Source organism: Bradyrhizobium tunisiense, assembly GCF_042263385.1.
GTDB lineage: Bacteria > Pseudomonadota > Alphaproteobacteria > Rhizobiales > Xanthobacteraceae > Bradyrhizobium > Bradyrhizobium tunisiense.
In genome coordinates this window covers 493,801-514,745 of record NZ_JBHLEV010000003.1, presented here as the reverse complement: position 1 = coordinate 514,745, position 20,945 = coordinate 493,801, and the positions used below count along the sequence as shown (strand labels likewise).

At 65.0% G+C, this 20,945-nt stretch carries 26 protein-coding genes; 7 read left to right on the top strand and 19 right to left on the bottom strand.

All coding sequences use genetic code 11. The annotated features are described in order from the left end of the window. Positions 1-55: 55 nt before the first annotated feature. From ACFDR6_RS15715 to ACFDR6_RS15705, 3 genes are all read left to right on the top strand, one after another. Positions 56-643: a GNAT family N-acetyltransferase gene (locus ACFDR6_RS15715; RefSeq protein ID WP_375858803.1), complete on the top strand. Its 588-nt coding sequence runs from the start codon at positions 56-58 to the stop codon at positions 641-643. A 141-nt stretch (positions 644-784) separates the two neighbouring features. Further along, positions 785-1,174 (top strand): RidA family protein, encoded by a 390-nt coding sequence (locus tag ACFDR6_RS15710; protein WP_317242236.1) that lies wholly within the window; start codon positions 785-787, stop codon positions 1,172-1,174. Positions 1,175-1,236: 62 nt separating this feature from the next. Continuing rightward, the gene (locus ACFDR6_RS15705) at positions 1,237-2,679 is read left to right on the top strand and encodes a homospermidine synthase (RefSeq protein ID WP_375858802.1); all 1,443 of its coding nucleotides are present in this window, start codon (positions 1,237-1,239) and stop codon (positions 2,677-2,679) included. Positions 2,680-2,700: 21 nt separating this feature from the next. Here the strand turns inward: ACFDR6_RS15705 and ACFDR6_RS15700 are convergent, their stop codons facing one another. The 11 genes from ACFDR6_RS15700 to ACFDR6_RS15650 all read right to left on the bottom strand — a co-directional run bounded on the left by ACFDR6_RS15700 (position 2,701) and on the right by ACFDR6_RS15650 (position 10,732). Continuing rightward, a complete protein-coding gene (locus tag ACFDR6_RS15700; protein ID WP_212080764.1) occupies positions 2,701-3,036 on the bottom strand; it encodes a hypothetical protein in 336 nt (111 codons plus the stop codon). A 101-nt stretch (positions 3,037-3,137) separates the two neighbouring features. After that, positions 3,138-3,854 (bottom strand): MgtC/SapB family protein, encoded by a 717-nt coding sequence (locus ACFDR6_RS15695; protein WP_212079928.1) that lies wholly within the window; start codon positions 3,852-3,854, stop codon positions 3,138-3,140. Between the two features lie 30 nt (positions 3,855-3,884). Further along, a complete protein-coding gene (locus ACFDR6_RS15690) occupies positions 3,885-4,904 on the bottom strand; it encodes a WD40 repeat domain-containing protein (RefSeq protein WP_375858801.1) in 1,020 nt (339 codons plus the stop codon). Further along, positions 4,904-5,950, bottom strand: coding sequence for a CobW family GTP-binding protein (locus ACFDR6_RS15685; protein WP_212079924.1), 1,047 nt, complete (start codon positions 5,948-5,950; stop codon positions 4,904-4,906). The genes ACFDR6_RS15690 and ACFDR6_RS15685 overlap by 1 nt, the downstream gene beginning before the upstream one ends. Positions 5,951-6,004: 54 nt before the next feature. Next, entirely contained in the window at positions 6,005-6,868 is an 864-nt protein-coding gene (locus ACFDR6_RS15680) for a metal ABC transporter substrate-binding protein (protein ID WP_375858800.1), read from the bottom strand. A gap of 2 nt (positions 6,869-6,870) precedes the next feature. Continuing rightward, positions 6,871-7,740, bottom strand: a complete 870-nt coding sequence (locus ACFDR6_RS15675; protein ID WP_375858799.1) for a metal ABC transporter permease — start codon at positions 7,738-7,740, stop codon at positions 6,871-6,873. Between the two features lie 6 nt (positions 7,741-7,746). After that, the gene (locus ACFDR6_RS15670) at positions 7,747-8,502 is read right to left on the bottom strand and encodes a metal ABC transporter ATP-binding protein (protein WP_212079918.1); all 756 of its coding nucleotides are present in this window, start codon (positions 8,500-8,502) and stop codon (positions 7,747-7,749) included. A gap of 2 nt (positions 8,503-8,504) precedes the next feature. Next, a complete protein-coding gene (locus ACFDR6_RS15665) occupies positions 8,505-8,735 on the bottom strand; it encodes a hypothetical protein (RefSeq protein ID WP_317242232.1) in 231 nt (76 codons plus the stop codon). Positions 8,736-8,777: 42 nt separating this feature from the next. Continuing rightward, positions 8,778-9,278 carry a hypothetical protein gene (locus tag ACFDR6_RS15660; RefSeq protein WP_317242231.1) on the bottom strand — a complete coding sequence of 167 codons (501 nt, stop codon included), beginning with the start codon at positions 9,276-9,278 and terminating at the stop codon, positions 8,778-8,780. Next, the gene (locus ACFDR6_RS15655; protein ID WP_375858798.1) at positions 9,275-9,886 is read right to left on the bottom strand and encodes a permease; all 612 of its coding nucleotides are present in this window, start codon (positions 9,884-9,886) and stop codon (positions 9,275-9,277) included. The genes ACFDR6_RS15660 and ACFDR6_RS15655 overlap by 4 nt, the downstream gene beginning before the upstream one ends. A 249-nt stretch (positions 9,887-10,135) precedes the next feature. Beyond that, on the bottom strand, positions 10,136-10,732 hold the full coding sequence (locus ACFDR6_RS15650; protein WP_028139981.1) for a superoxide dismutase: 597 nt from the start codon (positions 10,730-10,732) through the stop codon (positions 10,136-10,138). A 244-nt stretch (positions 10,733-10,976) separates the two neighbouring features. On the opposite strand from ACFDR6_RS15650, the gene ACFDR6_RS15645 reads away from it, so the two are divergent. The 3 genes from ACFDR6_RS15645 to ACFDR6_RS15635 all read left to right on the top strand — a co-directional run bounded on the left by ACFDR6_RS15645 (position 10,977) and on the right by ACFDR6_RS15635 (position 13,516). Beyond that, positions 10,977-11,504, top strand: a complete 528-nt coding sequence (locus ACFDR6_RS15645; RefSeq protein ID WP_212079907.1) for a GNAT family N-acetyltransferase — start codon at positions 10,977-10,979, stop codon at positions 11,502-11,504. Between the two features lie 83 nt (positions 11,505-11,587). After that, on the top strand, positions 11,588-12,973 hold the full coding sequence (locus ACFDR6_RS15640) for an MATE family efflux transporter (protein ID WP_375858797.1): 1,386 nt from the start codon (positions 11,588-11,590) through the stop codon (positions 12,971-12,973). A gap of 108 nt (positions 12,974-13,081) precedes the next feature. Continuing rightward, positions 13,082-13,516 (top strand): DUF2147 domain-containing protein, encoded by a 435-nt coding sequence (locus tag ACFDR6_RS15635; RefSeq protein ID WP_317242228.1) that lies wholly within the window; start codon positions 13,082-13,084, stop codon positions 13,514-13,516. Between the two features lie 4 nt (positions 13,517-13,520). Here ACFDR6_RS15635 and ACFDR6_RS15630 read toward each other — a convergent pair whose 3' ends face one another. Continuing rightward, positions 13,521-14,666: a DUF3095 domain-containing protein gene (locus tag ACFDR6_RS15630; protein ID WP_317242227.1), complete on the bottom strand. Its 1,146-nt coding sequence runs from the start codon at positions 14,664-14,666 to the stop codon at positions 13,521-13,523. 223 nt (positions 14,667-14,889) lie between these two features. Here ACFDR6_RS15630 and ACFDR6_RS15625 point away from each other — a divergent pair, with 223 nt between their 5' ends. Continuing rightward, positions 14,890-15,276, top strand: a complete 387-nt coding sequence (locus ACFDR6_RS15625) for a hypothetical protein (protein ID WP_375859121.1) — start codon at positions 14,890-14,892, stop codon at positions 15,274-15,276. 102 nt (positions 15,277-15,378) lie between these two features. Here ACFDR6_RS15625 and ACFDR6_RS15620 read toward each other — a convergent pair whose 3' ends face one another. The 7 genes from ACFDR6_RS15620 to ACFDR6_RS15590 all read right to left on the bottom strand — a co-directional run bounded on the left by ACFDR6_RS15620 (position 15,379) and on the right by ACFDR6_RS15590 (position 20,819). Next, a complete protein-coding gene (locus tag ACFDR6_RS15620; RefSeq protein ID WP_375858796.1) occupies positions 15,379-15,588 on the bottom strand; it encodes a hypothetical protein in 210 nt (69 codons plus the stop codon). 126 nt (positions 15,589-15,714) lie between these two features. Next, positions 15,715-16,440, bottom strand: a complete 726-nt coding sequence (locus ACFDR6_RS15615; RefSeq protein WP_375858795.1) for an SDR family NAD(P)-dependent oxidoreductase — start codon at positions 16,438-16,440, stop codon at positions 15,715-15,717. Then, positions 16,433-17,815, bottom strand: a complete 1,383-nt coding sequence (locus ACFDR6_RS15610) for a class I adenylate-forming enzyme family protein (RefSeq protein ID WP_375858794.1) — start codon at positions 17,813-17,815, stop codon at positions 16,433-16,435. Before ACFDR6_RS15610 ends, ACFDR6_RS15615 begins: the two co-directional genes overlap by 8 nt. Further along, complete coding sequence (locus ACFDR6_RS15605; RefSeq protein ID WP_008135396.1) at positions 17,802-18,047, bottom strand: acyl carrier protein; 246 nt, start codon at positions 18,045-18,047, stop codon at positions 17,802-17,804. Before ACFDR6_RS15605 ends, ACFDR6_RS15610 begins: the two co-directional genes overlap by 14 nt. Positions 18,048-18,187: 140 nt before the next feature. Next, positions 18,188-19,993 carry a long-chain-acyl-CoA synthetase gene (locus ACFDR6_RS15600; protein ID WP_375858793.1) on the bottom strand — a complete coding sequence of 602 codons (1,806 nt, stop codon included), beginning with the start codon at positions 19,991-19,993 and terminating at the stop codon, positions 18,188-18,190. Between the two features lie 250 nt (positions 19,994-20,243). Continuing rightward, positions 20,244-20,507, bottom strand: coding sequence for a DUF3551 domain-containing protein (locus ACFDR6_RS15595; protein ID WP_375858792.1), 264 nt, complete (start codon positions 20,505-20,507; stop codon positions 20,244-20,246). Positions 20,508-20,540: 33 nt separating this feature from the next. Then, on the bottom strand, positions 20,541-20,819 hold the full coding sequence (locus tag ACFDR6_RS15590) for a DUF3551 domain-containing protein (protein WP_375858791.1): 279 nt from the start codon (positions 20,817-20,819) through the stop codon (positions 20,541-20,543). Between the last annotated feature and the right edge of the window lie 126 nt (positions 20,820-20,945).

The window sequence follows — 20,945 nt, the reverse complement described above, 5'->3', positions numbered from 1 at the left end:
ACGTCTTGAACTGGCGTGCCGCTCGCACGTCCGTTCAAGCGGGGATTGACGCGCCATGACCGCTTTTCGGAAGCCACAGATCGCCCTCACCTCGAAAGCCGCTCCGTTCGTGATCCGTGCGGAACGTGCTGCCGACGTCGCGATGCGTGAAGCGCTGCTCGATGCCTGCTTTGGCGAGAACCGCCATGGCCGCACCTGCCAGCGCCTGCGTGACGGACGTGCGCCCGCCACAGGCCTTGCCCTGTCGGCGGTGCGCGAGGGCAAGCTCGTGGGAACCGTGCGGCTGTGGCACGTCAGCGCCGGAGGCAGGCCCGCTCTGGTCCTCGGACCGCTGGCGGTCGACCCTGCCTTCCGCGAGCTCGGGATCGGCGCCGCGCTGATGCATCAAGCGCTGGCCGCCGCCCGGGCGCGCGGCCATGCCGCCGTGATCCTGCTCGGCGACGCGCCCTATTACGCCCGCTTCGGCTTCTCGGGCGAGAGGACCGGCGCGCTGTCGCTGCCCGGCCCGTTCGAGCGCGACCGCCTGCTGGCGATCGAGTTCGCGGAAGGCGCGCTCGACGGCGCCGCGGGGATGATCGTCCCGACCGGCGCGCCCCTGCCCAAACGGAGGTCGGTTCGCGCGCTCCACGCGCGCGCGGCCTGAGGGATCGCCATGATGGTGGCGACCGAAGCCGCCGCGAGCGGCCCGGCCACGCCTGCGCTAAGCCCGTTCGTTTAGGGTTGCGCAGGCGCCGGAAACGCCCTTTAACCCCGCGAAATCCTCCCGTCAGTCGAGGCCCAAGACATGTCCCGTCGCCTGATTTCCACTGGCTCCCCGTTCGAGAAAACCGCCGGCTACAGCCGCGCCGTGATCGACGGCGAGTTCGCCTTCGTCGCGGGAACCACGGGCTATGACTACACCACGATGACGATGCCGGCTGATGTCACGAGCCAGTCACGCAACTGCTTCAAGACCATCGAAGCTGCCCTGAAGGAGGGCGGCTTCGAGATGGCCGACATCGTCCGCGTGACCTACTACCTTACCGACATCAAGGACGCAGACGCGCATTTCGCCGTCTGCGGCGAAGTCCTCGGCGACATCCGCCCCGCCGCCACGCTTCTCGTCGTCTCGGCGCTGTACAAGCCCGAGATGAAGGTCGAGATCGAAGCCACCGCCAAGCGCCGCAGCATCTGAAGCGCCGCGGCGCCTGATCCACCCACCGTTTGCCTGCCAGCACGTTCCGGAGAAACCATCCCATGAGCCCCACCTCGCAGATCTACGCGAAGATCACCGGTCCCATCGTCATGGTCGGCTTCGGCTCCATCGGCAAAGGCACGTTGCCGCTCATCGAGCGGCATCTCGACTACGACAAGTCGCGCGTCACCGTGATCGATCCCAAGGACGAGGGCCGCAAGGCACATTGCGAGAAGCACAATGTCCGCTTCATCCAGAAGGCGGTGACCAGGGACAATTATCGGGAGTTGCTGACCTCGCTGCTCACCGAAGGCGGCGGCCAGGGCTTTTGCGTCAATCTCTCGGTCGACACCGGCTCCACCGACATCATGGAGCTCTGCAACGAGCTCGGCGCGCTCTACATCGACACCGTCAACGAGCCCTGGCTCGGCTTCTATTTCGATTCGTCGAAGGGGCCGGAAGCGCGCTCCAATTACGCGCTGCGCGAGGTGACGCTGGCCGCCAAGAAGGCGCGCCCGGCGGGCTCGACCACGGCCGTCTCCTGCTGCGGCGCCAATCCCGGCATGGTCTCCTTTTTCGTCAAGCAGGCGCTGCTCAACGTCGCCGCCGATCTGAAGCTCAATGCGCCCAAGCCCAAGACCAAGGCCGAATGGGCTGACCTGATGCGGCAGGGCGGCATCAAGGGCATCCACATCGCCGAACGCGACACCCAGCGCTCCAAGAAGCCGAAAGAACCGGATGTTTTCGTCAATACCTGGTCGGTGGAAGGCTTCCTGTCGGAAGGCGTGCAGCCGTCCGAGCTCGGCTGGGGCACTCATGAGAAATGGATGCCCGAGAATGCGCGGACCCACGAGGCCGGTTGCGGCGCCGCCATCTATCTGATGCAGCCCGGCGCCAACACGCGCGTGCGCACCTGGTGCCCGACCCGCGGCGCGCAATACGGCTTCCTCGTCACCCACAACGAGTCGATCTCGATCGCCGATTACTTCACGGTGCGTGACGCCTCGGGCACGGCGGTCTACCGGCCGACCTGCCACTATGCCTATCACCCCGCCGACGATGCCGTGCTGTCGCTGCATGAAATGTTCGGCCGCGCCGCCAAGATGCAGGAGAAGCACCACATCCTCGACGAGAACGAGATCGTCGACGGCATCGACGAGCTCGGCGTGCTGCTGTTCGGCCACGACAAGAATGCGTACTGGTACGGCTCGCAGCTCTCGATCGAAGAGACCCGCGCGCTCGCGCCCTATCAGAACGCCACCGGCCTGCAGGTGACCTCCGCCGTGCTCGGCGGCATGGTGTGGGCGCTGGAAAACCCGAAAGAAGGCATCGTCGAAGCCGACGAGATGGATTTCGATCGTCTGCTGGAAATCCAGCTGCCCTATCTCGGCCCGGTGAAGGGCTTCTATACCGACTGGACGCCGCTGACGGATCGTCCCGGACTGTTTCCGGAAGATATCGACACGTCTGATCCGTGGCAGTTCAAGAACGTTCTGGTGCGGTGAGGGCGCCTCTCTCGGAGAGGCCTACTTCTTGTCCATCGGCGGCGCGATCTTCTCGGGCGGAGCTGGCGGCAATGCCGGCTTGGCGGCACCCGCCGCGCCCTGCGTCTGGGAATCGGGCCGCGCCGGCTCGGGCGCCGGCGTAGTCGGCCGGTCGCCGCCGGGCTTGGCTTCCGCGGGCTTGTTCTGATCGTCGGACGGCGTGCCCTGGAGCGGCTGCGTCGCCTGCGCCAATTCCATCCGGCTCTGGGCTCGGATTTGTGCGAGCGACATTCCCGACACCACCACGCCCGCCGCGAACAGCGAACAGGCGACCATCAGGTCGCGTTTCAGTCTGCGCTTGTCATACTGGCCGGGCATGTCGATCACCGCCTTTGTCTGCGGGACCAACGAATTTGGCCAGTTGCGGTTCCTTGGCCAGCACGACGGGAACCGAACACCTGCGCGCCAAAACGCCGCGCTCACTCCGTCGTGCTGGCTTCCCACGTCGCATGGCGCACGCCGGGCAGGTGCTGGAGATCCGTCGCCACCGCGTTCAGCTCATTCGGGTCCACCGCGGACGCGACCAGCTTTGCGACGATCTCGATCAAATCATCCCCCGTCTCGACCACGTCGATATCGGCCACCGGATAGTTTGCGCCCTCGAGTTTCTCGACGAGCCGGTCGCGCATGTCGGGCACGGCATCCGCCGCGACCGCGAGCTTGAAGTAATAGGTCGCCTCCAGCGCCTTCTCGTTCAGCGGGATGCGGTTGATGGCGTTGACCAGCGGGCGCAGCATGGTGTTGCCGGCGATGACGAACACGGTCAGCGCAGCTGCCTGGGCGACCATGTCGGCTCCGGCGCAGGAGCCGACCGCGGCCGAAGCCCACAGCGTCGCGGCGGTGTTGAGCCCGCGCACGTCCATGCCCTGTTTCATGATGACGCCGGCGCCGAGGAAGCCGATGCCCGAGACGACATAGGAAATCACCCGCACCGCCCCGTCGGCGCCGGTCAGATGCATGGCAAGATCGACGAAGGCCGCGGCGCCAACCGCGACCAGCACGTTGGTGCGCAGGCCCGCGGTGCGCTGGCGATATTGCCGCTCGGCGCCGATCAGGGTGCCCAGCACGAAGGCCGTGAACAGGCTGACCAGCGTGTCGCCGAAGTCTGCTAGCTGGAAGGTCGTTAGAAACCGCATGGTCCCCTATAGGGCCGGAACCATGACAGATTAAAGCTCGAGCAGGCCGCCGTCCCCATTTTCATCGGCAAACGCCAGCAGCGTGCCTTTCGCATTCCAGGCGAGCGCCGCGACCGGTGGCGTGCCGTTGCGGCGGACCAGGATCTCCGCGCCGTCCTCCAGCCGCACCATCAGCACGGTGCCGTCGCTGTACCCGGCGGCGAGGATATCGTTCTTCGGATGGCAGGCGACCGCCGCCACGCGCGCCTGCAGCGGCGCGAGCATCGCGGGCTCCTTGCCCATCGGACCGTCCTTGCTGCCGAACGGCCAGATGATGACGGTGTCGGCGCCAGAGGTCGCCAGCCCCTTGCCGCCGGCGCTCCAGGACATCGAACGGACACGGCCGGGATAGCCGGTCATGCGCATGTGCCTGTTGTCGGCGAGCCGCCAGCCGTGCAGCGCGGCCTCGTGCATCGTGGTGACCAGGAACTTGTTGTCCGGGCTGAAGGTGACGCCGAGATGCGAGCCGGCCCAGGGCAGGAATTCGGCCGATCCCTCCATGTTCGGAAACCACAGCGTTGCGCCGTTGTAATGCGCGATCGCGAGCCGCAGACCCTTCGGCGCAAACGCAAGCCCGCCGACAGTCGAGGGCACCTCGAGCGACTTCTCCTCGTTCTTGCCGCTCTTGACGGTCGCGACCTTGCCGGCCGACCAGGCGAAGGCGCCATCCGGATGCAACGCCACCGCGTCGATCCAGCGCCGCTTCGGATCGGTGGCGAGCAGCGTCACCTCGCCCTTGGCGTCGAGCGACACGACCTTGCCGTCGTCGCCGCCCATGATGAGGCGCTTGCCGTCAGTTGCGGTCGAGAGAACGCCGCCGCTGTGCACGGCGACCGTGGTGATCTCTCCCTTGGCGTCGACGAATGCGACGTTCTCCTCGCCGCCGACGAAGGCGGCGCGGGGCCCGAGGAAGTGCACCGAGGTCACGCTCATGCCGAGCGCAACGGGCTTGACGCGGTCGGTGACGGAGACGATCGAGGCGGAATCGGGGGCGGGCGTGAACTCTTTCATCACGAGACGATGCAGCTCTCAAAACCCTCGCGGATCGCCTTTTCCGGCAGTTCGCGGCCGATGAAGACGAGGCGGCTCTCGCGCGGCTCGCCGTCCTTCCATTTCCGCTGGTGGTTGCCCTCCAGCATCATGTGGACGCCCTGGAAGACGTAGCGGTCATCATCGTCGTGGAAGGAGAGGATGCCCTTGGAGCGCAGGATCTTGCCGCCCTCGACCTGCACCAGGTTCTGGAGCCAGGGCATGAACACGTTGGGATCGAGCGGCTTGTCGGTCTTGAGCGAGAGCGACTGCATGTCTTCGTCGTGATAGTGCTTCAGACCGTGGCCGTGATCATGGTGGTGATGGTCGTGGCCGTGATGGTGATCATGATCGTGGTGGTCATGATCGTCGGCCGTCAAGAAATCCGGCTCGATGTCGAGAATGCGGTCGAGATCGAAAGCGCCGCGATCGAGCACGTCGGCCAGGGCCACCGAGCAGCGCTCGGTGCGGTGGAGTTTCGCATAGGGGTTGATGCCGCGGATGCGGGCTTCGACCTCGGCGAGCTCGCTCTTGCTGACGAGATCGGTCTTGTTCAGCACGATGACGTCGGCGAAGGCGATCTGGTTCTTGGCCTCGGGCGCATCCTTCAGCCGGTCGGACAGCCATTTGGCGTCGGCGACCGTCACGACCGCATCGAGGCGGGCATTCTTCTGCACGTCCTCGTCGACGAAGAAGGTCTGGGCCACGGGCGCGGGGTCGGCAAGGCCTGTGGTCTCGACGATGATGGCGTCGAACTTGCCCTTGCGCTTCATCAGGCCGTCCATGATGCGGACGAGGTCCCCGCGCACGGTGCAGCAGATGCAACCGTTGTTCATCTCGAACACTTCTTCATCGGCGCCGATGATGAGGTCGTTGTCGATGCCGATTTCGCCGAATTCGTTGACGATGACGGCGTATTTCTTGCCGTGGTTCTCCGACAGGATGCGGTTCAAAAGCGTGGTCTTGCCGGCCCCGAGATAGCCGGTCAGCACGGTCACGGGAATCTTGGAGGAGGTCGCTTCAGACATAAGAACTCCGACATCAGGCTTGTTCGCGCGACGCGAGGCGGGGTGGCCCCTGCCCTATTGGTCAAGCGCGCTGGTCAGGGTCTTTATATTGTGCCTGACCATGTCAATGTAAGTGGGTGCCGGCCCCTTTTCGCCCGTTAAACTGTCCGAAATCAGGGTCCCGCCGACCTTTGCGCCGGTCTCCGCCGCGATCCGCCGGATCAGGCGGTCGTCGCTGATATTCTCCAGAAATACCGCCGGGATTCTCTGGGCCCTGATCTGGCCGATGATGGCAGCGATGTCCCGCGCGCTGGGCTCGGTTTCGGTGGAGACGCCCAGGGGGGCGACGAACTGGACACCATATTCGGCTGAAAAATAGCCGAAGGCGTCATGGGTGGAGATCACCTTGCGCCGCTCCGGCGGGATTCTGGCGATCGCTTCCCGGATCTCACGATCGAGCGTGTCGAGCTTTTCCAGATAGGCCTTTGCCTGAGCGCGGAAGACATCCGCGTCATCCGGGGCAGCCGCGGAGAGCGCATTGGCGATGTCGGTCACGTAGACCTTGGCGTTGGGGACGGACTGCCAGGCGTGGGGATCTGCGGCCGAGCCGAGCTTCAGCGGCACGATGCCGGCACTTGCAGTGACGACCCGCGCCTTGCTGCCGGAAGACTGCACGAGACGCGGCAGCCAGCCCTCCAACCCGAGCCCATTGACGATGACGAGCTTCGCCTGCGCAACGCGCTTCGCATCGGCTGGTGCCGGCGTGTAGACGTGGACGTCGCCGTCGGCGCCGACCAGCGTGGTCAGATTGATCCTGTTACCGCCGACATTGCGGACGAAATCGGCGAGGATCGAGAAGCTCGCGATGACGTTGAGCCCCTCCGCGGCTTGGAGCGGCGAGGCGATCAGCAACAGGGCACAAAGCAGGATGATCCGCATCGTCACGCTTCCAGATGCCGGCCGGGAAACAATTGCCGGACGATGCCGCCGACGCGGCCGAACAGGACAGAGACGATGTAGAGCACCGTCGCCACCAGAATGACCGCGGGCCCCGACGGCACACGGGTCTGGAACGACAGCACGAGGCCCGCATAGCCCGAGACCGCGGCAGCAACGACAGCGATGCAGATCATGCCGGTGAGATCGCGCGACCAGAACCGCGCGATGCCAGCCGGCAGGATCATCAACCCGACCGCAAGCAGCGTGCCGAGGGCTTGAAAGCCGTTGACGAGGTTGATCACGACGAGCGCGAGGAAGGCGAGATGCGCAGGTCCGCCGGCACGGCTGACGGTCCGCAGGAACAGTTGGTCCACGCTTTCGATCACCAGGGGGCGGTAGATCACCGCGAGCACCAGCAGCGTCACGGTGGCGTTGAAGGCCACCACCAGCAGCGTCTGATCGTCCATCGCGAGGATGTTGCCGAACAGCACGTGCAGCAAATCGATGTTGGTGCCCTTGATCGAGACAATGGTGACGCCGAGCGCCAGCGAGGCCAGGTAGAAGGTCGCCAGCGAAGCATCCTCCTTCAGCCCGGTCGAGCGCGCAACCACGCCGGCGAGGATCGCGACCGCAAAGCCGGCGATCAGGCCGCCCGCCGTCATCGCAAACAGATTGAGACCGGACAGCAGGAAGCCGACCGCCGCGCCGGGCAGGATCGCATGCGCCATGGCGTCGCCGACGAGGCTCATCCGCCGCAGCATCAGGAACACGCCAATCGGCGCGCCGGCCAGCGACAGGGCGATCACGGCGGCAAGCGCGCGCCGCATGAACTCGAATTCGGTGAACGGGCCGATCAGCGCGTCATGGAGCATCGGATATCAAGCCGCCCGCGAACGGGCATCGTCAGCCGCACAGGCCGCGGCGCTGTCGTCAAAGGCCTCGCACATCCGCATCGCGACCAGCAGGTTCTCCGGCGTCAAAACCTCCGCCGTCGGTCCCCATGCCACGGGGCCACGCGCCAGCACCAGCGTCTGGCTGAAATGGTTACGCACCATCTCCATGTCGTGCAGCGCGGCGAGCACGGTCCGGCCCTCGCCTTGCCACCGTTTCACCAGCGCGAGCAGATCAGCCGTGGTCTTGCTGTCAATGGCGTTGAAGGGCTCGTCGAGCACAATGAGCGCAGCATCCTGCAGCAGCACGCGCGCGAACAGCACGCGCTGCATCTGGCCGCCCGAGAGCGTGCCGATCGGGCGGTTCTCGAAACCATTGAGCCCGACGGAAGCGATCGCGCGGAGGATCTTTTCGCGGGCGGCCTTGCCGATGCCGCCGAACAGGCCGGCCTCGCGCCAAAGCCCCGTGCCGACGAAATCGAACACCGAGATCGGAAAGCTGCGGTCGATCTCCGCGCTCTGCGGCAGATAGGCGATGTCCCTGCTATCGAGCCCGCCGAGATGGATGCTGCCGTCGAGCGGCTTGAGGATGCCGACGATGCCGCGCAGCAGGGTCGACTTGCCCGCGCCGTTCGGGCCGATCACGGCGACCAGCGCACCTCGCGCGACCTCGCCGTTGAGATGGTGCACGGCCGGGTGCCGGTCGTAACCAAGCGTGACGTTGCGGAATGCCAGCTGTGCCACGGTCACCTCATCGCCAGGAAGACCACGCCCCAGAGCACGGCACAGACGGCGAGCGCAGCCGCAAGGCGCGCGGCCATGGTCATGCGCAGAATCGACCAGGGCGCCGCCTGGGCAGGATGTGGCGAGGCCGCATCGTGGACATGGGCGTGGGTATGGTCGTGTCCATGCCCGTGCGCATGTGAATGGCTGTGAGCATGGTCGTGACGATGGGCGTGGGACGCGGCGGGAACCATGGCTGGACGTTATATTATAACATTACCCCTGTCCACGGCGGCTCAGGGCTTGCCGATCACCATGGCGATGGCGGCCGCCACGAAGGGAAACGGCACCGAGACGGCACAGCGGAACCAGACGAAACGGGCCGGCATGAACGGGATTTCCCACAGGATCACGCGCTGGAAGGCAAACAGGGCCCAGGCGACGACATAGGCGACCACCTGCGGCATCCCGCCGCCCGACTTCAGCGCAACCGTGCCGATGGAGAAGCCGACCACGGGCCCGCCGGGCGTCGCCGCGCCGGCGACCACAGCGGTCGCAACGCCAAGCCAGCCGCTGTCCGGCCCAAGCCAGCCGGTGATCACCTCCTGCGGAATGATGGCGGCGATATAGCCGGAGCCGATCACACCGAGCGCGATCCGCGGCACGATGTTGACGAAATCCATCGAGCCTTCACGCAGCGAGGCCTTGAACACGGCCGGGCCACGGCGGAAGGCGATCAGGCCGACGCCGAAGACCGAGCCCCACAGAAGGATATCGATCAGTAGGGACGCACTCACGTCTCCTCGTCCTTCCGCTCGGGCTTGGGATAGAGCCGGACATAGACGAAGCGGCCGAGGGCGCCTGCGAGCACCGGGAGCGGCAGCGAGATCAGGATCCGCCACAGCGTGAAATCGGTGCCCATGATCGGGATCTCCCAGGCCACCGCCCGGCCATAGCCGATCAGGGTCCAGCTTACGACCATGGCGATGGTGGCTCCGAAATCGGCACCGACTGCGAGCAGCGCGCTCGCCACCGGATAAGCGGTGAAGGGACCGCCGGGCAGGATCGCGCCGAAGGCGGTCCCGATCAGGAGACCCATCAGGCCGGACTTCGGCCCGAGCGAGCGCGACACTTTTTCGTGCGGCAGGATTTCCGAGATGAAAGCCCCGAGCAGGCAACCGGCCAGCACGCGCGGCAGGATGCCTGAGAACAGCGAAAGGTCATGGGTCAGGATGTCGAGAACGCCGTCGGTGCCGTCGCGGCGCCAGACAAGTGCCGCGCTCACCGCCACCAGCACGGCAATGATGATGGTCGACCAACCGATCGGCTTGCGGACTCGTCCCGGCCGCGGCTCGGACTCCGCGTCCTCGGCGGGCGCCGGGTTCTTCGGGGAAGGTTCTGACAACGGGTGCCGGTCGGCTCGAGGGTGATGCACGTCCTGATTAAGGGCGGTATTCCCCGGATGCAAACGATAGGACGGCAGACCCATGCGCGCGCCGCGCAGGGCTTTCCAAACAGCAAAAAGGCGGCCGCACATGCGACCGCCTTTCGCTATTCTTGTCATTCCGGGGCGGCGAAGCCGAACCCGGAATCTCGCGCCATAACTTCTGGATTCCGGGTTCGCCCTGCGGGCGGCCCGGAATGACCGAGAAGCTCAAGCCTTCTCGAACAGGGACTCGACGTATTCCCAGTTCACGAGGTTCTCGACGAACGCCTTGAGATAGTCGGGGCGGCGGTTGCGATAGTCGATGTAGTAGGAGTGCTCCCAGACGTCACAGCCCAGGATCGGGGTGGCGCCGTGAACCAGCGGATTCTCGCCGTTCGGGGTCTTGGAGATCTCGAGCTTGCCGTTCTTCACCTGGAGCCAGCACCAGCCGGAGCCGAACTGGCCGACGCCGGCCGCCTGGAAGTCGGTCTTGAACTTCTCGAAGCCGCCGAGGTCCTCGTTGATCTTCTTCTCGATCTTGCCCGGCAGCTTGGTGCCGCCGCCATTGGGCTTCATCCAGCTCCAGAAGTGGATGTGGTTGTAGTGCTGGCCGGCATTGTTGAACACCGCGGGGTTCTTGCCGAACGAGCCCTTGACGATCTCTTCAAGGGATTTGCCTTCCCATTCGGTCCCCTTGAGCGCGTTATTGCCGTTGGTGACGTAGGCCTGATGATGCTTGTCGTGGTGGAATTCCAGCGTCTCCTTCGACATGAACTGGCCGAGGGCGTCATAGGCGTAAGGGAGTGGGGGCAGCGTAAAGGTCATGGGTGTTGTCCGCGACTGATGGGGGAACGAGTTCTAACGGTCACCCCTTATAGAAGGTTCCGTGGCCGTTAAATACCGCCAATTTGCCAAAACGCGTGATGCGGCCGCTTGGCACGATTGCAAAAATCGGCGCGGGCGGCGGACGATCGCCCAGGGTTGGCCGATCGCCGCAAAATATCATTGCCTTTGAAGCGGTTATGACAGAACGAATGCACCGCGAACCGAACATGCGAGAGACGGAGCGATGAGCGTCGAGATCGACATCCTGAACGGCGATGCCTCTTGGCCGATCGCGGAGCCACTGCATCAGGCAATTTGGGCACCGCATCTGGTCGCCGACAAGCCCTGGGCTCACGTCAAATGGGCCAATGCCGATCTGCGCGTGCTGATCGAGACGCCCGAGGACGGCCTCGTCTGTCATGTCGGCATCTACTTTCGGACCGTCACCTGGAACGGACAGAAGACGCATATCGGCGGCATCGGCGGGGTCTGCACCCGCGAAGACCGGCGTGGCCGCGGCTACGCGACCCTGGCGATCGACGCGGCTGTGCACACCATGCGCGCGAATGAGGCGGTCCGGTTCGCACTGTTGTTCTGCGAGCCGCACAACGCCGCGTTCTACGCGGCCCGGAGCTGGCTGCCATTCGAGGGCGAGGTCTATTGCGAGCAGCCGGAGGGGCGGATCCGGTTCACCCACATGGCACCCTACGTCTTCAACATCGTCCGGGCGCCGACCTTGGGCACCATCGACCTATGCGGCTTGCCGTGGTGACCCCTGCGTGAGGTGAGGCTGCCGCCGGGCCCTGCCTGCCCCTATAACATGTCAATCATCATCTAAATTCCGTCCGGTGACACATGACGATCGACGCCACCCTAGACGCCGCCCCGCCGCGTGCCCCGGTCGCCTCCTCCATCGCCAGCCTGCTGACGGCGCCCATCCTGCCCACGTTGCTGCGGCTCGCGATTCCCAACATGATCGCGATGGTCGGCAGCACGCTGGTTTCGATCGCCGAGACCTCCTATATCGGCCGGCTCGGCACCGTTCCGCTCGCCGCGATCGCGCTGGTGTTTCCGTTCGCGATGCTGACGCAGATGATGAGCGCGGGCGCGATGGGCGGCGGCGTCTCATCCGCGATCAGCCGCGCGCTCGGCGCAGGCGATCGGGACCGCGCAGCGACGCTGGCGCTGCATGCCGCCATCATCGGCCTCTGCGGCGGACTGTTCTTCACGGTGATGATGCTCGTCTTCGGCCGCTCGTTGTTCGCGCTGCTCGGCGGACGCGATCACGTGCTCGAGGAAGCCTGCGGCTATTCGCAGGTGCTGTTTTCCGGTGCGGTCGCGATCTGGCTCGTCAACACGCTGGCCTCGGTGATCCGCGGCACCGGCGATATGCGCATTCCCTCGATAACGTTGATCGCGGCGGGCGTGCTCCAGATCGCGCTCGGCGGCACGCTGGGGCTCGGTCTGTTCGGCGTGAAGCAGTTCGGCATGCCCGGCGTCGCGAGCGGCCAGTTGATCGCGTTCAGCTTCGCCGCGATCTTCCTCCTCTGGTATCTCGCCTCCGGCCGCAGCCGACTGCCGCTGAACCTTCGCGCGTTTCATTTCGAGCGCGCAATGTTCCTGGACATTCTCAAAGTGGGCGCGGTGGCCTGTCTGTCGCCGCTGCAGACCGTGCTCACCATTCTGATCTTCACGAAAATCCTCGCCACCTTCGGCACCGAGATGCTGGCAGGCTACGGCATCGGCTCGCGGCTGGAATTTCTGCTGATCCCGATCACCTTCGCCTTTGGCATCGCCTCGGTGCCGATGGTCGGCGTGGCGATGGGCGCGGGACATGTGAAGCGCGCGCGACGCGTGGCCTGGACTGCAGCTGCGGCCTCCGGACTTACGGTTGGCCTGATCGGGCTCGTCATCGCGATCTATCCCTCGCTGTGGGTCACGCTCTTCACGCGGGATCCCGCCGTCACCGCCGCCGCCTACAGCTATTTCCATTGGGCCGGCCCGGCCTTCGTGTTCTTCGGCATAGGTGTGTCGCTCTACTTCTCCTCGCAAGGCGCGACGCGTGTCGGTGGGCCCGTCCTGGCCTCTACCGCGCGGCTTCTGATCGTTGCGATCGGCGGCATCGGCCTGATGACGGCGCAGGCGCCGGCCTGGACGTTGTTCGCGCTGGTCGGCGGTGCCATGGTCGTGTTCGGCCTGTCGACTGCGGCCTCGGTGGCCGTCGCGCGCTGGGGCAAATGAGCGCAGCCAAGTGAGCGGACGAATAAACGCAGGAATGTGATTCCGGCCAGCGTTGCACTATCCCGCCGGCCTGCTATGGAGGCGCTCCATTTTTCGGAACCCCTCTCCATGACTTCCAGATTCTCTGCTCTCATCGTCCTCATCGCCGCGCTGCTTGGCGCATCTGCCGCGCGTGCGCAGAGCGCCGACGGGACCTGGCTCACCCAGGCGGGCGATGCGCGCGTCAAGATCAGCAGGTGCGGCGACGGCATCTGTGGCCACATCGTCTGGCTGCGCGAACCCTACGACACCGCCACCGGCCAGCCCGCCACCGACAGCAAGAATCCCAATCCCGCGCTCGCCAGGCGTCCGATGATCGGTCTGCCATTGTTCAGTGCCATGCAGCCGTCAGGCCAGAACAAATGGTCGGGCCAGATCTACAACGCCGACGATGGCAGTAGCTATGCCAGCAGCGTCACCGTAACGTCGGCGGATTCGCTACGGGTCGAAGGCTGCGTCGGCGCGCTCTGCGGCGGCGAGACCTGGACTCGCGCCGGGCGCTGACGCCTCACGCCATCATTGCCTTCAGCGCGGTTGCCGCCGAGGCGTAGCCGCCTCGCGCGCCATCTATGAAGTGCACGTGATCGCTGCGCAGCACCGACGGGGTGAAGCATGTCATCATCGCAGCATCCTGCCGATGGAGGCCGTAACGCACGACGCCCTCGCCCGCGGCGGCCGCGAGGCGATCGCTCAACGCGCGTTCGAGCTCCTGCGTACAGTCAAGGATCATGCGCAGGCCGTCATCATACTTCCTGAAGTCCGAGTTCTCGACCACCTGACGCCTGTAGACGTTTGCCACGAAGCCGCCGACGTTAAGGTCGAAGCGCATGACGAGATAAACGAACAGCGTATAGGCCAGCACGCTGGCGCGGCGCGCGAGCAGCGGACCACCGCGCCTTGTGCGGGCCTCGAAGTCCAGCCCCTGCGGCGGCCATTTCAACGGTGGCCCTTGCGGGGGCACCGGGCGCGCACCATCCGGGCTGCGTTCGACGAGATGGATGATGTCCTCGATCACCTTGCGGAAGGCATTCGGATCGCCCCCGCGAGCGGGCATCACCAGAACCGACAGGATCAGGCCACGTGAGGCCGGTATCACCTCGAAGCGGCAGGACAGGCCGGAGAGATCCGGCTGCGTGCCCGCCGGCGCTTCGGGAACGGCAAACTCCCCGCGCTTCATCGCAGCATCGGCCCAGGCGAGGCCGCCGCCGGAGAACATCGCATAGGACAGGTTCGCCGAGGGACCGAAGCGTGCCACGCGCACATCGAGGCCTTGCGCGCGGATGGCGCTGACCGGCACCAGGGCCACCCGCATCTCCAGATCGAGATCCTCCCGCACCCAGGTCGCAGTTGCAGCCAGCGCGTCGCGGGCCAGTTCGGCATCGTGAGGCGCAACCGCAAAGCTGGCGCCGTCGCCGCCGAACACGAAGGGGAATTCGCGCCCCGCGAGCGCGTTCGTCACCGCCGCGATCACGGCCGCGCCGGCCATGTTGACCGCCTTGTAGCGCTGCGCCGCGATGGCCTTGGTGGAATCGACGATGTCGGCAACGCCGATGCTCCAATCGTCCGGCAGCGGCGCATAGAGCGCAGGGTCCATCAGGCTGGTGAAGCCGCGGAAGACGGGAATGCCGCCATAGAAGGATTCGCCTGAGGTCATCGCGGCTGCTGGGTGTCTGGAATGCGAAACAAATACGGGGCGGAATGGATCCGGTTTCGCCGGCCGGCGTCCCTTTCAATCTTTGGCCGAAACCGGCCAGGACAACAAGGTGCGGCGGCAACAAGATGTAACCGCGTTGCAATGCCGCAGCATGTCATTGATCGGCATCAAGCGAGGGGCCGGGGAGTGCGGCTATCCTTTTCGAGTTCAAGGGTTGCAAGGGATGATCGAGGTGTCCGACTTCGGCAACAAGGACTCCACCGTTCCGGTCCGCCGGCGCACCGGCATCGAGCCGGTCAGCGCGGTCAAGCTGCCCGAAAGACTGACGGAGGCGGTCGATGCCTGGGCTGAAGCCCATCGCCTGACCCGCTCGGACGCAATCTGCAAGCTGATCGAGCTGGGTCTGAAGATCGCGCCGCCGGCGCCCCTGGCGGGGCATCCGATCGCCTCGGACGACACCAGGATCGAAGAGATCGCAGTTCACGAGATCGAGACCCTGCTCGATCCCGCATTGCCGGCGGACGAACGCGAGCGCCGGATCCGCCGCCTCACCGAAGGCCCGCCGGAATTCTCACACCAACGAATCGACCTGCCGAAGCACCGGACGTGAGGAGCTGACGCATGATCCGGAAAATGGCCGCGGTTTTCCGAAAAGATCATGCTCGAACAAGAACCTGAAGCGCGATAACGATTCTTCCAATCTCGGCGCGCGTTAGTGCAGCTTCTCGTCCTGACGCTTGCGCAAGGTTTCGAGAGAGGCATCGTGGCAGCCGACCAGGCGCACGAATTGCTGCGGGTACATTTCATGGCCGTGACCGCCGGAATTCTGATGCGTCATCGGCGGACAATGGCCATCATTCGGCTTTGCGCGGGATTGTGCCGTGGCGTCCTGATTTGAAGCGGTCATGTCAGGCATGGCCATGGACTGCTCCCTGTCGATTAGGGCAGATCGATTGACGTAACCCAATCGATTGCGAGGCATCTTACGACCAGATCCGGCTGACTGTCATTGCGCCGGATCAACGCAGTGTTGATGTCACGGTTCCGCCTATGCCGTATTCCCGGCATCGACAGTGAACACGGTCCCGGTGACATTGCGGCCGCCCTCGCCGAGCAGGTATTCCACCATGCGCGCGACGTCGTCCGTCTCCGGCAGGCGGCGCAGCGCGCTGCGGCCGGCGATGCGCTTGCGGCCTTCGTCGGAAAGATTATGCGTGAGCTCGGTGTCGATGAAGCCCGGCGCGATGGCATTCACCGTGATGCCGACCTTGCCGACCTCGCGCGCAAGCGATCGGGTGAAGCCGGTGGCGGCAGCCTTGGTCGCGCCGTAGACGGACAGGCCGTTATAGCCGGTCGTGGCAATGATCGAGGAGATGTTGATGATGCGGCCGGCGCCGTCCGCCATCATCTGCCGCGCCACATATTTGGTGAGGATGATCGGCGACAGCACGTTGAGCTGCACCAGCGCCTCGATCTCGGAATTATGCATGGTGGCGAGCAGGCCTTCAGTGCCGAGGCCGGCATTGTTGACGAGGCCGTAGACCGGGCCGAATTCGTCGCGCACCAATTTTGCAAAGGCCGGAATGGCGTCGATCACCGCAAGGTCGCATGCACGGAAATGCAGCCGCCCGTCGGACCTGGCAATCGCAGCCTTGAGCTCTTCGCTCTCACGCCGCGCCGCCGCGATCACGTTGTAGCCGGCGCCGGCGAGGCGTCTGCCGATCGAAAGACCTATGCCGCGACTACCGCCGGTGACGAGAACGTTCTTATGCATCGGTTCGCGCCAGTTTTCCGGCCGGGGTGACATCGAGCGCCTCGACGAAGCGAATCACCGCCGGCACCTTGTGGGAGGCGAGCTGCGCGCGGCACCGATCCAGGATCTGGTCGCGAATCTCTTTGGCGCGCGCGGGATCGGTACCCGCAGTGAGGATCACGTCGGCGACGACGATGCCGCCGGTGATCGGGCTCTTCCGCGATTTTGCCCGCGACATCCGCACATCGGGATGTCGGTTGATCACCGCCTCGATCTCTTCGGGGTGGACCTTCAGCCCGCCGATATTGATGATGCCGCCGCGGCGGCCGACGAAGTAATAGCGGTCACCGCGCAGCTCGACGATGTCGCCGCTGTCGACAAATCCGTCGTCATCGGTGAGCGCCCCGGCGCTGCGGCCGACATAGGCATGCGCGGTGCGCGTCGAACGGATACGGAGCGAGCCGTCGACCACTTTCATCTCGACGCCGTTGCGATTGCCGAGATAATCGGCCGGAAAGCCCTCCAGCCCGTCATTCACGGCGAAGCCGACGCCGGCTTCGGTCGAGGCATAGGCATGACCGATGGAGGAGTTGGGAAATGCCGCCTTCAAACCATCGAGCACCGCCTGGTCGGCGATCTCACCGGAGAGACGGACGTACGCCGGGGCGAATTGCGTGGCCGAACCGCTCATCAGGAGCTTGCGCCAGTGCGAGGGTGTGCCCGAGATGTGGGAGACCCCGCGCGCATTCAACCGTGCGACGTGATCGGCCAGCGCCTCCTGCGGATCCGACAGCACCATGGAGCCGCCGGAGAGGATGGCACGGAGGAAGATTTGCAGGCCGCCATAGCGGCGGATGTCGTAGAACGTCGCCCACACCGGCGCAGGTCCGCGTGCGGGGCCCTCGGCGACGATCGCGCCGGTCAGCGCCTCCAGCGTATGGCCCGCGATTTTCGGCACGCCGGCCGTGCCCGACGTCAGCATCAGCCATTCGGTTGCGCGTTCGGACTTGGCTGGCGTGGCGGCTTCGAGTGGCAATTGCGCAGTGACGACGAGCGCGATGCCCGTGTCGGTCCAGCGGTCGGGCTCGTCGGTGACGACGGCGTCGATCGCGGCATCTGCGATCAGCGCGTCGAGATGTGCCGCGTTGAGATCGGGTGGACATAGCAGCATGCGACGGGCGATGCCGTCGAGCTCGATCATGGCAAGGCCGGAGCGAAGCTGGTCCGATAGTTTGAGCAGGACGGCGCGGCCCGACAATTCGCGCAGGCGGCCGCCCAGGACCGTGTGCGACAGGACGTCGGTCAGCGACACGACATCGTGCGCATCGGAGATCGTGCGGCCCTTCAGCTCCGCGCTGAGATGGTCGCGGAGCGCAAAGATCTCACGCGGGGACATTTTCGTAGGCCCGCACGAAATCGCCCACCGTGGCGGGAAATGCAGCGTCCTCGGAGATGGTGAAGGGGTCGACGCCGGTCTCGTCCTCGAGACGCGCGACCAGAATGGCGAAGGCGAGCGAGTCGAAGCCCGTCTCGTGCAGGGACAGATCGTCCGAAAGAGCGGGAAGCGTGACGTGCTGCTCCCTGGCGATCTGCTGGATCGCCTCAATGACCTTAGACCTTACCGACATGGCTGGCTCGCTTTGTTATCGTTGCTGTTGCGGCGGCTCTTGCTGGCCGCCTCCCCATGGCCGCTTGTTTACCCGAGAGAAGTAAATGGCTTCTTGGACAATTCAGATAAAATTGGACCTATCTGCGGATTTTGCCGGGTTTACAGCCTGATGGAGCCGTCCAGGATTCGTGCATAAGCCTCGGCGTCCAGCGGGACGTAGGCTCCGGATCTCGGGTCGACCATGAACAGCGGATCGGAGATCGCGGCGGGATCGAAGCCTTCCCGCGCGAGATCGCCCTTCTTCTGCTTGAACGTCTCGGTCGCATCGATCTCGCTGGAGATGCGGATGAAGACGGGACGTGCATAGGCCGGCAGGCGTTGCGCCAGATGTGCGGGCAATGCCCCAATGTCAAAGCCCTCGTTGACGACGATCGCGCTCATGCCGGCGCGACCGTCGGTGCCGGAGATGCCGACGCCGTAGGTGGTCGCATCGACCACGCCGGTGAAGTCGCGCATCGCGTCGTTCACCTCCGATGTCGCGACGTTCTCGCCTTTCCAGCGGAAAGTGTCCCCGATGCGATCGACGAAATGGAAGAAGCCCTTGTCGTCGATCCGCATCAGATCGCCGGTGCGGAACCAGGCATCGCCTTTGGCAAAGACATCACGAAGGATCTTCTTCTCGGTCTCGCCGGCGTCGGTGTAGCCCTCGAAGCGGCCGCCGCCCTCATCGGCGGTGCCGATGCGGCCGATGGCTTCGCCGGCCTCGCCGCGAGCGCAGGCGAGGCAAAATCCCTCTTCATTGCGTAGCGGCACGCCGCTGCCGGGGTCGAGCTTGACGAGATTGGCTGGAAAGCGATGCGCGAGCAGCGGCGGGACACGGCCGATCGCGCCCGGCTGGCCCTCGACGTTGAACAGCGAGAAATTGCCTTCCGTCGCCGCATAGAATTCGAGGATGCGGGGAATGGCGAAACGCGCCTGAAAGTCGTCCCAGATGTCGCTGCGCAGGCCGTTGCCGCAGACGAGGCGGAGACGATGACGGTTCTCGTATTCCGACGGCGGCGCCTTGAGCAGATAGCGGCAGAGCTCGCCGATGTATTGAAACAGCGTGCAGTCGTGCCGGACGATGTCGGGCCAGAAATGCGACGCAGAGAATTTCTCCGCGATCACCACCGAGCCGCCGGCGGCCAGCATGCTGCACGGCGCGACGATGCCGCCGACCGAGTGGAATAACGGCAGGCAATCATAGAGCCGGTCCTGGGGGGTCGCGCCGGTGAGGCCGGCGAACCAGAAGCCCCAATTGAGAATGCGGCGGTGGCTGATGCTGGCCGCCTTCGGCAGGCCTGTCGTGCCCGAGGTGTAGATCAGCAACGCACGGTCGTCGATGGTAACCTCGCCGCGCTCCAGCGGCGAAAGAGGAGCGTCGTCCAGCACGGCAAGCGCGACATCGATGGCACGATCGCTGCGGGCATCGCCATGCGTCCAGACCTTGGCCTGGGTCTTCAGATGCGGCGTTGAACTCTCGAATATCTCCGTGAGCTCGTGCGCCACGATGATATGCCTGGGCTTGGCGACGTCGATGCAATGCGCGAGCGACTGACCGACCAGCTTGGTATTGAGGAGCGCGACCACACCGCCGACGCGGCTGATGCCGAGCCATGCCGCGACATAGTCGATGCCGTTCGGCATGATCAACGCGACGATATCACCCTTGGTCACGCCGACCGAGAGCGCCCAGCGCGCGTAGCGACTGATCCGCTTCGACAGGCCTTTATAGTCGAGACTCGCGTCATCGGCGACCAGCGCGACACGGTCGGGCTGGCGCTGCGCCCAGTCGTCGATGACGTCGGCGAACAGGCGTCCCGGCAACGTCTCGATCCGCGCGGTGAGCTCGATGGCTTTCAGCCAGATCTTTGATGCCGAAGGGGCACGCCCGGTTTTCGGTTGCTCGATGACAGCGGTCGTCATTGCCGTTCATTCTTTCGGAACGTTTCTGCTGGTTCCGGCAACTTAGCTCGCGCGCCCTGCCCAGGTGTTAAAGGACAAGGTAAAACCCGGTTAGTGCGGAATTAACGCTAGCTATCCTTTACCAGGCCGGCGATCTCGGCGGCATGGTGTCGGCGCAGGCCGATGGCCGGCGCAAGATGGGCGGAGCGCCTGGCCCTCACATCATCTGCACAAGCGGACCACGATTGGCTTGGTGGCCTGTGCAGTGGCGCTAGCCGCTGCGCCGGTGACGCTGGCGCTGCGAGGGTGCATTGGACCGATAATACGGATTGAGATCGCAAGTGGCAGCGCGGCCCGAGGCTGTGGCGCGGCACTGCGGCATCGAGGTGAAAGAGCAATCATACCAATTCAGGCCGCCGCGGCCGGAATAGACGTGCATGCAGACGGGATAGCTCGGATCGTAGGTCTGCGCATGCGAGGGCGTGAGCGCGAGCAATGCCGCGACGACGATGATGGGGCACGACCAGAGACGCATGAAGAGTGCTCCTGCACGCCGCATCGACGATCGCTAGTGCGGCTTCTTGTGGCGCCGGCGAGGCGGCGACTCTTTGGGCGCGTAGTAGGGATTGACGTCACAGCTCGCCGCGAGCCCTGACGCCGTGGCCCGACATTGCGGCATCGAGGTGAAAGAACAGTCGAAATAATCACCGCCACCACCGCCGAAGCCGCCACCGGCCGTGTAAACGTGCATGCACACCGGATAGCGCGGGTCGTATCTCTGAGCATTGGCCGGTGCCGCAACGAACAGCGCCGCAGTCGCGGTGAGGGTCAAGATCGGCAGGCGCATGGACTTAATCCTCGAATCGACGACGTCGGCGGCGGGTCTGATGCCAACGGCCTGCTATGGCATAACACGAAGCCGGCGGCGACAGTTCCTGGATCGGATGACGGCAAGGTGAGCGCAGCGGGCTAC

Bases quoted from the DNA above. Each gene is read 5' to 3' on its own strand.
- ACFDR6_RS15715 (WP_375858803.1), top strand. From the start codon at position 56: ATGACCGCTTTTCGGAAGCCACAGATCGCCCTCACCTCGAAAGCCGCT.
- ACFDR6_RS15710 (WP_317242236.1), top strand. From the start codon at position 785: ATGTCCCGTCGCCTGATTTCCACTGGCTCCCCGTTCGAGAAAACCGCC.
- ACFDR6_RS15705 (WP_375858802.1), top strand. From the start codon at position 1,237: ATGAGCCCCACCTCGCAGATCTACGCGAAGATCACCGGTCCCATCGTC.
- ACFDR6_RS15700 (WP_212080764.1), bottom strand. From the start codon at position 3,036: ATGCCCGGCCAGTATGACAAGCGCAGACTGAAACGCGACCTGATGGTC.
- ACFDR6_RS15695 (WP_212079928.1), bottom strand. From the start codon at position 3,854: ATGCGGTTTCTAACGACCTTCCAGCTAGCAGACTTCGGCGACACGCTG.
- ACFDR6_RS15690 (WP_375858801.1), bottom strand. From the start codon at position 4,904: ATGAAAGAGTTCACGCCCGCCCCCGATTCCGCCTCGATCGTCTCCGTC.
- ACFDR6_RS15685 (WP_212079924.1), bottom strand. From the start codon at position 5,950: ATGTCTGAAGCGACCTCCTCCAAGATTCCCGTGACCGTGCTGACCGGC.
- ACFDR6_RS15680 (WP_375858800.1), bottom strand. From the start codon at position 6,868: ATGCGGATCATCCTGCTTTGTGCCCTGTTGCTGATCGCCTCGCCGCTC.
- ACFDR6_RS15675 (WP_375858799.1), bottom strand. From the start codon at position 7,740: ATGCTCCATGACGCGCTGATCGGCCCGTTCACCGAATTCGAGTTCATG.
- ACFDR6_RS15665 (WP_317242232.1), bottom strand. From the start codon at position 8,735: ATGGTTCCCGCCGCGTCCCACGCCCATCGTCACGACCATGCTCACAGC.
- ACFDR6_RS15650 (WP_028139981.1), bottom strand. From the start codon at position 10,732: ATGACCTTTACGCTGCCCCCACTCCCTTACGCCTATGACGCCCTCGGC.
- ACFDR6_RS15645 (WP_212079907.1), top strand. From the start codon at position 10,977: ATGAGCGTCGAGATCGACATCCTGAACGGCGATGCCTCTTGGCCGATC.
- ACFDR6_RS15640 (WP_375858797.1), top strand. From the start codon at position 11,588: ATGACGATCGACGCCACCCTAGACGCCGCCCCGCCGCGTGCCCCGGTC.
- ACFDR6_RS15635 (WP_317242228.1), top strand. From the start codon at position 13,082: ATGACTTCCAGATTCTCTGCTCTCATCGTCCTCATCGCCGCGCTGCTT.
- ACFDR6_RS15630 (WP_317242227.1), bottom strand. From the start codon at position 14,666: ATGACCTCAGGCGAATCCTTCTATGGCGGCATTCCCGTCTTCCGCGGC.
- ACFDR6_RS15625 (WP_375859121.1), top strand. From the start codon at position 14,890: ATGATCGAGGTGTCCGACTTCGGCAACAAGGACTCCACCGTTCCGGTC.
- ACFDR6_RS15620 (WP_375858796.1), bottom strand. From the start codon at position 15,588: ATGGCCATGCCTGACATGACCGCTTCAAATCAGGACGCCACGGCACAA.
- ACFDR6_RS15615 (WP_375858795.1), bottom strand. From the start codon at position 16,440: ATGCATAAGAACGTTCTCGTCACCGGCGGTAGTCGCGGCATAGGTCTT.
- ACFDR6_RS15610 (WP_375858794.1), bottom strand. From the start codon at position 17,815: ATGTCCCCGCGTGAGATCTTTGCGCTCCGCGACCATCTCAGCGCGGAG.
- ACFDR6_RS15605 (WP_008135396.1), bottom strand. From the start codon at position 18,047: ATGTCGGTAAGGTCTAAGGTCATTGAGGCGATCCAGCAGATCGCCAGG.
- ACFDR6_RS15600 (WP_375858793.1), bottom strand. From the start codon at position 19,993: ATGACGACCGCTGTCATCGAGCAACCGAAAACCGGGCGTGCCCCTTCG.
- ACFDR6_RS15595 (WP_375858792.1), bottom strand. From the start codon at position 20,507: ATGCGTCTCTGGTCGTGCCCCATCATCGTCGTCGCGGCATTGCTCGCG.
- ACFDR6_RS15590 (WP_375858791.1), bottom strand. From the start codon at position 20,819: ATGCGCCTGCCGATCTTGACCCTCACCGCGACTGCGGCGCTGTTCGTT.